This is a genomic window from Streptomyces luteolus (assembly GCF_029968015.1).
GTDB lineage: Bacteria > Actinomycetota > Actinomycetes > Streptomycetales > Streptomycetaceae > Streptomyces > Streptomyces luteolus.
Map to the genome: position 1 here is coordinate 201,817 of NZ_JASCIS010000008.1, position 13,697 is coordinate 215,513.

Genomic DNA, 13,697 nt, shown 5'->3' on the forward strand with positions numbered 1-13,697 from the left:
GTGACCGGGCCCTGGGCTTTCGGGAGGGGCCGACCTAGAGGTCGACCTCCTTCATCAGCATCCCGACCTCCGTGTTGGAGAGCCGCCGCAGCCAGCCCGACTTCTGGTCGCCGAGCGTGATCGGCCCGAAGGAGACCCGCACGAGCTTCTCCACCGGGAACCCGGCCTCCGCGAGCATCCGCCGCACGATGTGCTTGCGGCCCTCGTGCAGCGTGACCTCGACCAGGTAGTTCTTGCCGGTCTGCTCGACCACCCGGAAGTGGTCCGCGCGCGCGTACCCGTCCTCCAGCTGGATGCCGTCCTTGAGCTGCTTGCCCAGGTCGCGCGGGATGGGCCCGACGATCGCGGCGAGATAGGTTTTCTTCACGCCGTACTTCGGGTGGGTCAGGCGGTGCGCCAGATCACCGTGGTTGGTGAGCAGGATGACGCCCTCGGTCTCGGTGTCGAGGCGGCCCACGTGGAAGAGCCGCGTCTCGCGGTTCTGGACGTAGTCCCCGAGGCACTGCCGCCCCTCCGGGTCCTCCATCGTGGAGACCACCCCGGCGGGCTTGTTCAGCGAGAAGAACTGGTACGACTGCGTGGCCACGGTCAGCCCGTCCACGCGGATCTCGTCCTTCTCGGGGTCGACGCGCAGTCCCTGCTCCAGGACGATCTCGCCGTTGACCTCCACACGGGCCTGGTCGACCAGCTCCTCGCAGGAGCGCCGCGAGCCGTAGCCCGCGCGGGCGAGCACCTTCTGCAGCCGCTCGCCCTCCTGCTCGGCGCCCGGGAAGGTCTTGGGCGGCTTCACGTCCTTCTTGCCCGCGTACCGGTCGCGGTTGCGCTCCTCGGCGCGCGCCTCGTACTCACGGGAGCGTGCGGGCGCGCTGCGGCGCCCCTGCCCCTGCGGGCGCTTCGGGCCGCCCTTGGCGCCGCCACGGGCCGCCCCGCCGCGTCCCGACTTGGGGCCGTCCTGCGTGCCGCCGGGGCCCACGTCGTAACGCCGCTCCTCGGGGCGCGGCTTCTTGGGGCGGCCGCTGCCGCCCTGCTTGTCGTCACGGGTGCCACCGGCACCGCGGTAGTTACCGCGGCCACCGCTGCTCCCGCCGCGGCCGCCGCTGTTGCCACCACGGCTCCCGCCGTTGTTTCCGCTGCTGTTCCTGCCGCTGCTGCTTCGCATCAAATGTCCGTTAGTCGTCTGCGTCTAGTCGTCTGCGTCGTCGGTATCCGGCGCATCGGGTGCGTCCGGATCGAACGACGGCACGCCTTCCTGGGTCTCGCCCTCGATCGCGTCCGCCTCGGGGAGGAAGGGCGCGAGCTCCGGCAGCTCGTCCAGGCCGCGCAGGCCCATCCGCTCCAGGAAGTAGTTCGTCGTCCTGTACAGGATCGCACCTGTTTCGGGTTCCGCGCCCGCCTCCTCCACGAGGCCCCGCTGCAGCAGGGTCCGCATGACCCCGTCACAGTTCACTCCGCGTACGGCGGAGACCCGGGAGCGGCTGACCGGCTGGCGGTACGCGACGACGGCCAGGGTCTCCAGGGCCGCCTGGGTGAGCCGGGCCTGCTGCCCGTCCAGGACGAAGCCCTCCACGGCCGCCGCGTACTCGGGCCGGGTGTAGAACCGCCAGCCCCCGGCGACCAGGCGCAGCTCGAAGCCGCGGCGCTGCACCGCGTACTCGTCGGCCAGCTCCCGCAGCGCGTGCGCCACTTCACGTGGGCGCCGCCGCAGCACCTTGGCCAGGTGCTCCTCGGTGGCCGGCTCGTCGACGACCATCAGGACGGCCTCCAGGGCGGGCTTGAGGTCGAGCTCGGCGACCTCGAGCAGCCCGGCCGGTGTCTCGGTGCTCCGCTCGGTGCTCACGCGCCGTCCTCCGCTCGCTCGGCTGTCTTCTCGTCGGGTACCTCGGGCGGCCGGTCGAACTCGTCGGTGACCTGCGGCTCGGCACCGTCACCACCGGTCCAGCGCACGGTCAGCTCGCCGAGCGCCTCGTCCTGGTCCATCGCGACCGCCTTCTCCCGGTACAGCTCGAGCAGCGCCAGGAACCGGGCGACGACGGTCAGCGTGTCCGGCGCGTCGTCGATCAGCACCCGGAAGCAGGCCTCGCCCAGCTCCCGCAGCCGCGCCACGACGACCTCTGCCTGCTCGCGCACGGAGACCAGCGGCGCGTGGATGTGGTCGACGTACACCTGCGGCTCGGGCTTGGGCTGCATCGCCTTCACGGCTAGCTTGGCGAAACCCTCGGCGCCGATGCTGATGACCACCTCGGGCAGCAACTCGGCGTGCTGCGGCTCAAGCCCGACCGTACGCGGATACCGGCGGGCCTCTTCGTCGAGCCGCCCGTTGAAGATGTCCGCGATCTGCTTGTACGCGCGGTACTGGAGCAGCCGCGCGAACAGCAGGTCCCGCGCCTCAAGCAGCGCGAGGTCCGCCTCGTCCTCGACCTCTGCGGCGGGCAGCAGCCGCGCGGCCTTCAGGTCGAGCAGCGTCGCGGCGACGACGAGGAACTCGGTGGTCTGGTCGAGGTCCCAGTCGGGGCCCATGGCGCGGATGTGCGCCATGAACTCGTCGGTGACCTTGGAGAGCGCGACCTCGGTGACGTCCAGCTTGTGCTTGGAGATCAGCTGGAGCAGCAGGTCGAACGGCCCCTCGAAGTTGTCGAGCCGGACCTTGAACCGCCCGTCCTCCACGGGGACTTCACCGGCGCCGGGCTCAGGCTCAGGCTCAGGCTCAGTAGCGGGCTCAGCCTCAGTCGCGGGCTCAGGCGCGCGCTCTGGCTCAGGTTCCGGAACAACCGGCTCCGGCTCCGGCTCCGGCTCCGGAACGACGGCCTCCGGCACAGCCGCCGGAGCACCCGCCCCCGGCCCCCGCCCCAGCACACGGCGGCGGCCGGGGCGCGCCGGATCGGCGGGGGCTGCGGAGGAGTCGTCGGTCGTCGGCATCGCGGTCCAGGGAGCGGGCGGGAAACGTACGAACGCGTACGAACGGGCAGGTTATCGTCCCCGCGCTCCCACTCGGGGACCTGGCGTGTCAGCGGCCGCGCAGGCGCCGTACGAGGATGCTCGCCTCGCCGCGGGACTCCAGGTCCGCGAGGACGACGGCCACGGCCTCGCGCACGATCCGGCCGCGGTCGACCGCGAGCCCGTGCTCACCGCGCAGCACGAGGCGCGCGTGCTCCAGGTCCATCAGCTCCTCGGCGGAGACGTACACCGTGATCTTCTCGTCGTGCCGCTCTCGCCCGCTGGGCCTGCGCGCGGCGGCCCGGCCACGGCGGCGGCCGGACTGGCTCGCGGTGCCGTTCGCCGCTGCCGCCTGCCGTCGCCCAGAGCGCTCGCCCGGCTTCTCGCCCTCGCCACCGCGGCTGCGGTGTTCACCGGAGCCCGACTCGGCCTCGGCGGTGGTGTGTTCGGTGCTCTCGCCGCTCTCCGCCGGGGCTCCCGCCTCGGCCTTGGCGTCCTCGTCGGACGCCGCTCCCGCCGCTCCCGCCACGGCCGCGGGGTCGCTCTCGCCGGCCGGGGCGGGTACCCGCACCTCACCGTTGGTCTGGCGGCGGCCTGCGTTGGGCGACGACGCCTGCAGCGCCATTCCCCCGGTGGTACGGAACAGTTCGTCGGCCCCGGGCAGACTCACTCGGCGTGACACCGGGCGAGCACCTCCCTGGCGAGCTGGCGATAGGCGGCCGCACCAACGGAGTTGGAGGCGTACGTCGTGATCGGCTCACCGGCGACCGTGGTCTCCGGGAAGCGGACCGTGCGCCCGATGACCGTGTGGTAGACGTGATTGTCGAAGGCCTCGACCACGCGGGCGAGCACCTCACGGCTGTGCACCGTGCGCGAGTCGTACATCGTGGCGAGGATGCCGTCCAACTCCAGCTCGGGGTTGAGACGTTCCTGCACCTTCTCGATGGTCTCGGTGAGCAGGGCGACGCCGCGCAGCGCGAAGAACTCGCACTCCAGCGGGACGATCACCTTGTGCGCGGCGGTGAGCGCGTTGACCGTGAGCAGACCGAGCGAGGGCTGGCAGTCGATCACGATGTAGTCGTAGTCCTGCATGAGCGGCTTGAGCGCCCGCTGCAGGGTGGACTCGCGCGCGACCTCGGAGACCAGCTGGACCTCGGCGGCCGAGAGGTCGATGTTGCTCGGCAGCAGGTCCATGTTGGGGACGGCGGTCTTCAGGAGCACCTCGTCGGCCGCCATGCCCCGCTCCATGAGCAGGTTGTAGACGGTGAGGTCGAGCTCCATCGGGTTCACCCCGAGGCCGACGGAGAGCGCGCCCTGCGGGTCGAAGTCGACCAGGAGGACCCGGCGTCCGTACTCCGCGAGCGCGGCACCCAGGTTGATGGTCGACGTGGTCTTGCCGACGCCGCCCTTCTGGTTGCACATCGCGATGATCTTCGCGGGGCCGTGATCGGTCAGCGGGCCCGGGATCGGGAAGTACGGCAGCGGGCGTCCCGTCGGGCCGATCCGCTCGCGGCGCTGGCGGGCAGCGTCGGGGGCGAGAGTGGCCGCGTACTCCGGGTCGGGCTCGTACTCGGCGTCGGGGTCGTAGAAGTGCCCCTCGGGCAACTCGTCGTAGTCGGCGAACTGTGTGGGGTTCTCGCCACTTGGGTCGCCGGCCATGGCGTTCACTTGATGGCCATCCATGCTCTGGTGGGCTGAAAGCGTCGGCTGCGGACGCTGCGTCGCGTGCGTGCGCTCGGGGTTCTGGTGGTCGGCGTGGGTACGGACGGCGACGGAGCCGACAGCCTCGTGCCCCGCGGAACCCGATCCCTGCGCAGGCATTCCTGGTTGACCACCCCCGGGAGTAAATGTCGACTCATTCACAAGTCGTCTTACCTCCTTGGTGACCAGGAAACTTCTAGATAGGTCAGCGTGGCACCATGCCGACGGTTGGCGACTCTATGGCGTGTCACCGCTCCGCAGCAACACAATCCGCCGGACCCGGCCCGATGTGTCGGCATCCGAACACCCCTGTGTCAAGGGCGCACAGGGCCCTCCAGGGGTGTTTCACCGGTGTGCGAAACGGTTAAAGGGTTACGTTCGAGGCGAGTTGACCGAGCCTCGCAAAGTGACCCGATACACATGCGGCCGGACCTTGGCGGGCAAGGTCCGGCCGCATGCGCGTGATTGACGTCGCGCGTTGACGCGCGCTTTGTCGACTAGCCGAGCAGCGTGCTCAGTTCGACGTGCTCCAGGCCGTGGGCCTCGGCCACGGAGCCGTAAACCACCTGGCCGTCATGGGTGTTGAGGCCGAGCGCGAGCGCCGGGTCGCGGCGCAGCGCCTCCGCCCAGCCACGGTTGGCGAGCTCGACGATGTACGGCAGCGTCGCGTTGGTCAGCGCGTACGTCGAGGTGTTCGGAACGGCGCCGGGCATGTTGGCGACGCAGTAGAAGACCGAGTTGTGGATCTTGAAGGTCGGCTCGGCGTGGGTCGTCGGACGCGAGTCCTCGAAGCAGCCGCCCTGGTCGATCGCGATGTCGACAAGAACACTTCCCGGCTTCATCTTGGCGACCAGCTCGTTGGTGACCAGCTTCGGGGCCTTGGCACCCGGGATGAGGACGGCGCCGATGACGAGGTCGGCCTCGACGACGGCCTTCTCCAGCTCGTAGGCGTTGGAGACGATCGTCTGCACCTTGGTGCCGAAGATTTTGTCGGCCTCGCGCAGCTTGTTGATGTCCTTGTCGAGCAGGGTCACGTGGAAGCCCATGCCGACGGCGATCTGCGTGGCGTTCCAGCCGGAGACGCCGCCGCCGATGACGACGGCCTTGCCCGCGGCGGTGCCGGGGACACCGCCGGGCAGCACGCCGCGGCCGCCGTTGAAGGCCATCAGGTGGTAGGCGCCGACCTGCGGGGCCAGGCGGCCGGCGACCTCGGACATCGGGGCGAGCAGCGGCAGGGCGCGGTTCGCGGTCTCGACGGTCTCGTACGCGATGGCCGTGGTGCCGGACTCCAGGAGGGCGTCGGTGCACTCCTTGGAGGCGGCCAGGTGCAGGTAGGTGAAGAGCGTCTGGTCCTTGCGCAGGCGGTGGTACTCCTCCGCGACCGGCTCCTTGACCTTCAGGAGCAGGTCGGCGGTGGCCCAGACCTCGTCGGCGGTGGGGAGGATCTGGGCGCCGGCGGCGATGAACTCGCCGTCCGTGATCGAGGAGCCGACACCGGCGTTCTGCTCGATGACGACCTGGTGGCCGTGGCGCACCAGCTCATGCACACCGGCGGGGGTGATCGCCACCCGGAACTCGTTGTTCTTGACCTCGCGGGGGATGCCGACCTTCATCGTCGATCACGGTCCTTGGCTCAGGGGATTTTTCAGGCAATGACACACATACCCGTATGTGCTCCGGCACAACGGGAGACACCGCGAATGACCGCGGCGGAGCCAGTCTAATGAAGGATATTGAGCTGTCTAGCCTTTCAAAGCATCAATCTTCACGAGATGCACTACGGATTTCGCAGGCGGATCACCCGGCTCCGGCTTCGGAGCTCTGTTCGGCACTCGTTGTGGGGACCCCTTCGGATCCCGCGGCGGAACCGGCCTCGGCCGGCTCTTCTCCCAGCATGCGCTCGGCGGCGGAGCGGTGCAGCCCGGCGGAGGCGCTGTCGCCGAGCCGGTCGAGAGTGTCGGCGAGCCGCAGCTGCAGCGCGGCCTGCAGTCGTACGTCCTGCGCCTGCCGCGCCCACTCCACCGCCTCCTGACAGGTGCGCAGCGACTCCTCGGGCCGTCCCGCGTACTCCTGCACCCGGGCCATCTCACTCAACGCCCTTGCGTACGAGGGGATTTCACCGGCCTTGCGGTAACCGCTCGCAGCCGAGCGCCAGTTGCGCAGCGCCTCGCCGTACCGGCCGGCGTAGGTGAGCGTGGAGCCGATCCGTCCGTACAGGCGGGCGGCGTCAAGGCGTTCGCCGCGCGCGAGGCGGTCGCTGAGGGCCCGCCCGAACCAGTCGGCGGCCCGCTGAAGATCGCCCAGCTCCTGGTAGGCCCCGCCTACGGATTCCATCGCGCGACCCAGTGCGTACGGGTCTTTCGCGGCCCGCGCGGGAACCAGCGCTGCCCGATACCGGGCAAGCGCCTCGCGCGTACGGCCGGTCCCGGCGTCCAGATCGCCGAGGTTGAGCAGCGCCGCCGCCTGCTCCCGGGGCAGGGCGCGCCGCTCGGCGACGTCCAGGACGAGGCGGTGGATGCCGTACAGGTCGGCGGCCGCCTCCGTGTCGCGGTGCGCGACGAGCGCCCTGGTCAGCGCCGCCATCAGCCGCCTGGCCAGGGTGTCCAGGTCACCGTCCGCGACCGCGAGCCGGGCCGAGGCGAGCAGCGCGGGACGGCGCAGTCGCAGCCAGTCGTCGGCCGCCTGCGGAGAGTCGAAGCGCAGGGCGCGCGGCAGCCCGGCGAGCCGGCCGCGCGCGGGTGAGCCCTCCGGCTCGGTCACGGCCCGGCAGGAGTGCAGCAGCCGCACCGTGCGCTCCAGCATCCGGGCCCGCGCGAGCTGCACCTCCCCCGGCCGGTCCTGCGTCTCGATCAGCCCTTGGAGCAGGGGCTGCAGGCATCCGGGCACGGCGTACTCCGGGCCCTGGGCGAGCGCGGCCCCGGTCCGGCGGAGGAGTCCGAGGCGGGCGAAGTCCTCCAGGGTGGTGGCCGCCCCCGAGATCGAGCAGCCGGCGAGCGCGGAGGCGGTGTGCGGGTCGGCGAGCCCGGCGGGTGCCAGGCAGAGGAGTCGCAGTACCCGGGCGGCCGGGCCGGGCAGCCCGTCGTACACGAAGCGGAAGACCCGCGCCAGGCTGCCCGGCGAGCCCTGGTCCGCGCTGTCGGCGTCCGGCAGGTTGTGCAGCTGCTTGGCCAGCTCCGCCACGGACGCCTTGGGCCGGGCCGCGAGCCAGCCGCCCGCCAGGACCAGGGCCGCGGGCTGGTGGCCGCACTGCTCGGCGAGGTGCTCGGCGGCGCGCGGGTCGACCGTGATCCGCACGGACCCGGTGTAGCCGGTGAGCAGGTCGAGCGCGGACTTGGTGTCGAGGCCGCCGAGCGTGCAGGGGCGGACGTCGGAGATCCCGGTCAGCGGCCCGAGCGAGGTCGCCACGATCAGGCACTGCGGGGCGTCCGGGAGCAGCGGATCGACCTGTTCCGCGTCGGCCGCCCCGTCGAGCAGCATCAGTACGCGCCGTACGGCGAGGGCCTCGCGGAGCTTCTCGGTGAGCTCGTCCTCCGTGGCGCCGGGGGTGACCGGCACGGACAGGGCGTCGAGGAGTTCGCGGGCGGTGCGCTCGGTGGGGACCGGGCGGCCGTCGGGTTCGGTGAGGCGGGCGTGCAGCTGTCCGTCGGCGTAGTCACCGGCGAGTTCGGTGACCAGGCGCTCGGCGAGTGCGGTGCGGCCGGAGCCGGGGCGGCCCGCGATGAGCAGGACGCGGGCGCGGGCGGGTTTGCGTCCGGAGAGGGTGTCCAGGCCGGTGCGCGCGATGTCGGCGCGCAGCTCCTTCAACTCCCGCTGCCTGCCGACGAATTCGGGTGCCCCCGGATCCCGCACCCCCCGTGGTGCGGAGGTCTCCGCCAGGGGCGAAGAGACCTGGGTGTCCACCGCCTGATCCGTCACGGGCCACGCTCCCGTCCAGCTGCGCACAGAGCCCGCCCGCGGTCGCGGGACGGGGAATTCCGAGCGTAGTTCACGCTCTGTGCCGGATCGGGTGGAGCGCGGCGGACACATCCCCCGATCGGATCAGGAGATGGTCACACCGGAGAGCTGGGGGAGTTCGGGCGACCGGGTCAGGCCTCGAAGGGGCGGGCGGGCCAGGGTGCGCCGGCCGGGCGGAGCGCGTCGAGGCCGTCGCCGCGCTCGGCGGCGACCAGCGAGAGGACGCCCACGACCAGGCAGTTGTGGTGCAGCTCGCCGGCGAGCACCCCGCGTACGAGTTCGTCGAGGGGGACGCGGGCGATCTCCATGTCGGCCTCCTCCTCGTCGACCTCGAAGCGCTCGCCGTCCGCCTCGGACAGGTCGCGGGCGAGGAAGACCCGGATCGCCTCGTCGCAGCCGCCGGGCGAGGAGTAGATGTCGGTGAGGACCCGCCAGTCCTCGGCCTTGACGTGCGCCTCCTCGTACAGCTCGCGCTGGGCGGCGTGCAGCGGGTTCTCGCCGGGGATGTCGAGCAGTCCGGCCGGGATCTCCCAGAGGCGGTGGCGCACGGGGTGGCGGTACTGGTTGATGACGAGGACGCGGCCCCGCTCGTCCAGGGCGACGACGGCGACCGAGCCGGGGTGGACCTGGTAGTCACGGGTCGCGACTCCGCCGCCGGGCATCACCACGTCGTCCGTGCGGACGCTGGTCTTGTTGCCCGTGAACGGGGTCGCGGTGGCCGTGATCTCCCACTCCTCGGCGGTGTCCTTGAGCGTCATGACGTACGTCCTCCCACATGCCCACATGAAGAAACCGGGGTACAGGCCGCGAACGGCCCGTACCCCGGCAACCGTATCTCCCGCTACTTGGCGGACTTGCCCTTGGCCTCCGGCTTCGCGGCCTGCTGACGCTCGACCGCGGCCTTCACCAGACCGGCGAAGAGCGGGTGCGGGCGGGTCGGGCGGGAGCGGAGCTCCGGGTGCGCCTGGGTGGCGACGAGGTAGGGGTGCACGTCGCGCGGGTACTCGACGTACTCGACGAGCTTGTTGTCCGGGGACGTGCCGGAGAAGACCAGTCCGGCCTTCTTCTCCAGCTCCGCGCGGTACGAGTTGTTGACCTCGTAGCGGTGGCGGTGGCGCTCCTCGACGTACTCCTTGCCGTCGTACGTCTCGCGCACGATCGAGTTCTCGCCGAGCTTCGCCGGGTACATGCCGAGGCGCATCGTGCCGCCCATGTCGCCCTCGCCCGCGACGATGTCGAGCTGCTCGGCCATGGTGGAGATCACCGGGTGGGCCGTGGCGGGGTCGAACTCGGTGGAGTTGGCCTCGGGGATGTCGGCGAGGTTGCGGGCCGCCTCGATCACGATGCACTGCAGGCCCAGGCAGATGCCGAGCAGCGGCACCTTGTTCTCGCGCGCGTACTCGATCGCGCCGATCTTGCCGTTCACACCGCGGTCGCCGAAGCCGCCGGGTACGAGGATCGCGTCCACGTCGGCCAGCTGCTTCTTGGCACCGGCCGGGGTCTTGCAGTCGTCCGATGTGACCCACTTGACCTTGACGCGGGCCTTGTTGGCGAAGCCGCCGGCGCGCATGGCCTCGGTGATCGAGAGGTACGCGTCCGGAAGGTCGATGTACTTGCCGACCAGGGCGACGGTGACCTCGTGGTTCGGGTTGTGCACCCGGTCGAGCAGGTCGTCCCACTGGGTCCAGTTCACATCGCGGAACGGGAGGTCCAGCTTGCGGACGACGTACGCGTCGAGGCCCTCGGTGTGCAGCACCTTCGGGATGTCGTAGATCGACTTGGCGTCGATGGCGGCGACCACCGCGGCCTCGTCGACGTCGCACATCAGCGAGATCTTGCGCTTGATGGAGGTCGGCACCTCGCGGTCGGCGCGCAGCACGATCGCGTCCGGCTGGATACCGATGTTGCGGAGCGCGGCCACGGAGTGCTGGGTCGGCTTGGTCTTCAGCTCGCCGGACGGGCCGATGTACGGCAGCAGCGAGATGTGTACGACGAAGACGTTGTCCCGGCCGACCTCGTGGCGGACCTGGCGGACGGTCTCCAGGAACGGCAGCGACTCGATGTCGCCGACGGTGCCGCCGACCTCGGTGATCACGACGTCCACCTCGTCCGTCGCCATGCGGCGGATGCGGGACTTGATCTCGTTGGTGATGTGCGGGATGACCTGCACGGTGTCGCCGAGGTACTCGCCGCGCCGCTCCTTGGCGATGACCTGCGAGTAGACCTGGCCGGTGGTGACGTTGGCCGAGCCGTCGAGGTCGACGTCGAGGAAGCGCTCGTAGTGGCCGATGTCCAGGTCGGTCTCGGCGCCGTCGTTGGTGACGAACACCTCGCCGTGCTGGAACGGGTTCATCGTGCCCGGGTCGACGTTGAGGTACGGGTCGAGCTTCTGCATCGTGACCCTCAGACCCCGTGCCTTGAGGAGCTGCCCCAGGCTGGAGGCGGTCAGGCCCTTGCCGAGGGAGCTGGCGACACCCCCGGTGACGAAGATGTGCTTGGTCGTCGTGGCTTTGGGCGGCATGGCCAAGAGGGGGCTCCCGTGGTCGCGAGGTGGTGGTGCGTACCGGCAACCAGGGCCCGGAATCGTTGATTTCCCGGGAGTTGCCGTCGCTGCGGTTCGGGGGTCTTGAAACCACCGCTCCACGGGCTACCAGGGTATCAGCGACACAGGGAGGCCGCTTCCGGCCACGCTCCGCGCAGCCCGCCGAACGCTCCGTACGCATCACTACGGGACGACCATCTGACCGTCACCCGACGCTCACCCGTTCGGCGCAGCCGCATTGCCCCGAGGGGCGCGCGGATCACTAGGGTGCGTCGTATCCTGCTCGGACGTTCGCTGCCGAGCCGGGCCGGAGCACGGCACCACCCCGCCCGACCGGAATCCCCAAGCTCGTCAACGACCCTTGACTGCATGGCAAGCGCCCCGCGGGGCGGACGTGGCCGTTCGACTGGAGATGTACGTGGCCGGGCGCATCGAGGATTACGCACTCATCGGAGACATGCAGACAGCGGCGCTGGTCTGCAGAGACGGCACGGTCGACTGGCTGTGCCTGCCGAGATTCGACTCTCATGCCGTGTTCGCCGGGCTTCTCGGCACCGAGGAGCACGGCTTCTGGCGGCTCGGCCCCGAGCACGGTGAGGACACCGGGCCTCCGGCCGCCAGCCGCAGGACGTACCGCGGCGACTCCCTGATCCTCGAATCGGAGTGGGACACCCCGCGCGGCACCGTCCGCGTCATCGACTTCATGCCGCCGCGCGAGGGCGCGCCCCAGCTGGTGCGCATCGTCGAGGGTGTGAGCGGGCGCGTGCCGATGCGCTCGGCGCTGCGGATGCGCTTCAGCTACGGCCGGATCGTGCCGTGGGTGCACAAGGTCGACGGGCGCACGGTGGCCGTCGCGGGCCCCGACTCCGTATGGCTGGACACGGACGAGGAGACGTACGGCGAGCACCTGACGACGTACTCGGACTTCACCGTGGCCCCGGGTGAGCGGGTGGCGTTCTCGATCACCTGGGAGCCCTCGCACAAGGCGCCGCCCGCGCTGCACGAGCCGGAGCACGCCCTGGAGGCGACCGCCGAGTTCTGGCGCGAGTGGGTCGAGCACTGCACGTACCACGGGCCCTACCGCGAGGCCGTCGTGCGCTCGCTGATCACGCTGAAGGCGCTGACGTACGCGCCGACCGGCGGGATCGTGGCGGCGCCGACCACCTCGCTGCCGGAGGACATCGGCGGCTCCCGGAACTGGGACTACCGCTTCACCTGGCTCAGGGACGCGGCGATCACGCTGTCCTCGCTGCTGCGCACCGGCTACCGGGAGGAGGCGCGGGCCTGGCGGGAGTGGCTGCTCCGCGCGGTCGCGGGCGACCCGGAGAACCTGCAGATCATGTACGGCATCGCGGGCGAACGGGAGCTCGGCGAGGCCGAGTTGGACTGGCTTCCGGGGTACGAGAACTCCCAGCCGGTGCGCGTCGGCAACGGCGCCGCGCACCAGCTGCAGCTCGATGTGTACGGCGAGGTCACCGAGGCGCTGCACCTGGCCCATATGACGGGCCTGGCGCGCAGCGACTACGCCGCGGTGCTGCAGCTCAAGCTGATCCGCTACCTGGAGACGCACTGGGACCAGCCCGACGAGGGCATCTGGGAGGTGCGCGGGCCGCGTCGGCACTTCGTGCACTCCAAGGTGATGGCCTGGGTCGCCGTGGACCGCACGATCAAGCTGATCGAGTCCGGCGACGTGGACGGCCCGCTGGAGCGGTGGCGGGACCTGCGGGACGGCATCCACCGGGACGTCTGCGAGAAGGGCTACGACCCGGAGCGGAACACGTTCACGCAGTCGTACGGCTCCAAGGAGCTGGACGCCTCGCTGCTGCTCATCCCGCAGATGGGCTTCCTGCCGCCGGACGACAAGCGGGTCGTCGGCACGATCGAGGCGATCCAGCGGGAGCTGTCCACCGAGGACGGCTTCGTGCTGCGCTACCCGACCTCCGGGGAGGACGCGGGTGTGGACGGCCTGGAGGGGGACGAGGGCGCGTTCCTGGCCTGCTCGTTCTGGCTCGCGGACGACCTCGCGATGATCGGCCGGGTCGACGAGGCGCGCGAGCTGTTCGAGAAGCTGCTCTCGCTCCGCAACGACCTGGGCCTGCTCGCCGAGGAGTGGGACCCGCGGCTGCAGCGGCAGGTGGGCAACTTCCCGCAGGCCTTCAGCCACGTCCCGCTGATCGACACGGCCCTGCGGCTCACTGCTTCGGGGGCGTACGGCGGCTGAGCCCGCCCGGTCCGTCGCGCGGCCCCTCGGCTCTCCGGCCGGGGGGCCGCGGCCATACTGCCCCCATGAGGATTCGGCGGGCCACACGTCTCCCCGTCGCCATGGCGGTCTCTCTCGCCGCGGTGGCCGTGGCCCCGGTGCTGCTGGTGGCGGGAGATCCGCTCAGGCACCTCTACCTGCGACACGTGGTGTACCGCCCGGGGGCACCGCCGGTGTCGGACAAGCGGGGCGGCTGGGTGTCGGTCCACTGGTTCGTCCTCACCAATCCCGTGGTGAGGGCGCTGTGCCGACCGTCGGCGGAGTTCCGGGCCCGCGCGGGCAGGCGTAGGCAGGGTGGCCGTTGAG

The 13,697-nt window shown here is 70.9% G+C and carries 11 protein-coding genes; 2 read left to right on the forward strand and 9 right to left on the reverse strand.

Features of this window, described 5'->3' with window-relative positions; all coding sequences use genetic code 11:
• Positions 1 to 34 precede the first annotated feature (34 nt).
• The 9 genes from QIT00_RS10575 to QIT00_RS10615 all read right to left on the reverse strand — a co-directional run bounded on the left by QIT00_RS10575 (position 35) and on the right by QIT00_RS10615 (position 11,110).
• The gene (locus QIT00_RS10575) at positions 35 to 1,159 is read right to left on the reverse strand and encodes a pseudouridine synthase (protein WP_282534906.1); all 1,125 of its coding nucleotides are present in this window, start codon (positions 1,157 to 1,159) and stop codon (positions 35 to 37) included.
• Positions 1,160 to 1,183: 24 nt separating this feature from the next.
• Positions 1,184 to 1,837, reverse strand: coding sequence for an SMC-Scp complex subunit ScpB (gene scpB / locus QIT00_RS10580; protein WP_282534907.1), 654 nt, complete (start codon positions 1,835 to 1,837; stop codon positions 1,184 to 1,186).
• Entirely contained in the window at positions 1,834 to 2,916 is a 1,083-nt protein-coding gene (locus QIT00_RS10585; RefSeq protein WP_282534908.1) for a segregation and condensation protein A, read from the reverse strand. Before QIT00_RS10585 ends, scpB begins: the two co-directional genes overlap by 4 nt.
• 88 nt (positions 2,917 to 3,004) lie before the next feature.
• Positions 3,005 to 3,616, reverse strand: coding sequence for a hypothetical protein (locus tag QIT00_RS10590; protein ID WP_282534909.1), 612 nt, complete (start codon positions 3,614 to 3,616; stop codon positions 3,005 to 3,007).
• Positions 3,601 to 4,755 carry a ParA family protein gene (locus QIT00_RS10595; protein ID WP_282534910.1) on the reverse strand — a complete coding sequence of 385 codons (1,155 nt, stop codon included), beginning with the start codon at positions 4,753 to 4,755 and terminating at the stop codon, positions 3,601 to 3,603. Before QIT00_RS10595 ends, QIT00_RS10590 begins: the two co-directional genes overlap by 16 nt.
• A 377-nt stretch (positions 4,756 to 5,132) precedes the next feature.
• On the reverse strand, positions 5,133 to 6,248 hold the full coding sequence (gene ald / locus QIT00_RS10600; protein ID WP_282534911.1) for an alanine dehydrogenase: 1,116 nt from the start codon (positions 6,246 to 6,248) through the stop codon (positions 5,133 to 5,135).
• Positions 6,249 to 6,432: 184 nt separating this feature from the next.
• On the reverse strand, positions 6,433 to 8,550 hold the full coding sequence (locus QIT00_RS10605) for a tetratricopeptide repeat protein (protein ID WP_282534912.1): 2,118 nt from the start codon (positions 8,548 to 8,550) through the stop codon (positions 6,433 to 6,435).
• Positions 8,551 to 8,720: 170 nt separating this feature from the next.
• The gene (locus QIT00_RS10610) at positions 8,721 to 9,347 is read right to left on the reverse strand and encodes an NUDIX domain-containing protein (RefSeq protein ID WP_282534913.1); all 627 of its coding nucleotides are present in this window, start codon (positions 9,345 to 9,347) and stop codon (positions 8,721 to 8,723) included.
• Positions 9,348 to 9,430: 83 nt separating this feature from the next.
• Entirely contained in the window at positions 9,431 to 11,110 is a 1,680-nt protein-coding gene (locus tag QIT00_RS10615) for a CTP synthase (RefSeq protein WP_282534914.1), read from the reverse strand.
• Positions 11,111 to 11,549: 439 nt separating this feature from the next.
• On the opposite strand from QIT00_RS10615, the gene QIT00_RS10620 reads away from it, so the two are divergent.
• Positions 11,550 to 13,352 carry a glycoside hydrolase family 15 protein gene (locus tag QIT00_RS10620; protein WP_282534944.1) on the forward strand — a complete coding sequence of 601 codons (1,803 nt, stop codon included), beginning with the start codon at positions 11,550 to 11,552 and terminating at the stop codon, positions 13,350 to 13,352.
• A gap of 65 nt (positions 13,353 to 13,417) precedes the next feature.
• Positions 13,418 to 13,696 (forward strand): hypothetical protein, encoded by a 279-nt coding sequence (locus QIT00_RS10625; protein WP_282534915.1) that lies wholly within the window; start codon positions 13,418 to 13,420, stop codon positions 13,694 to 13,696.
• The last annotated feature ends 1 nt before the right edge of the window (position 13,697 follow it).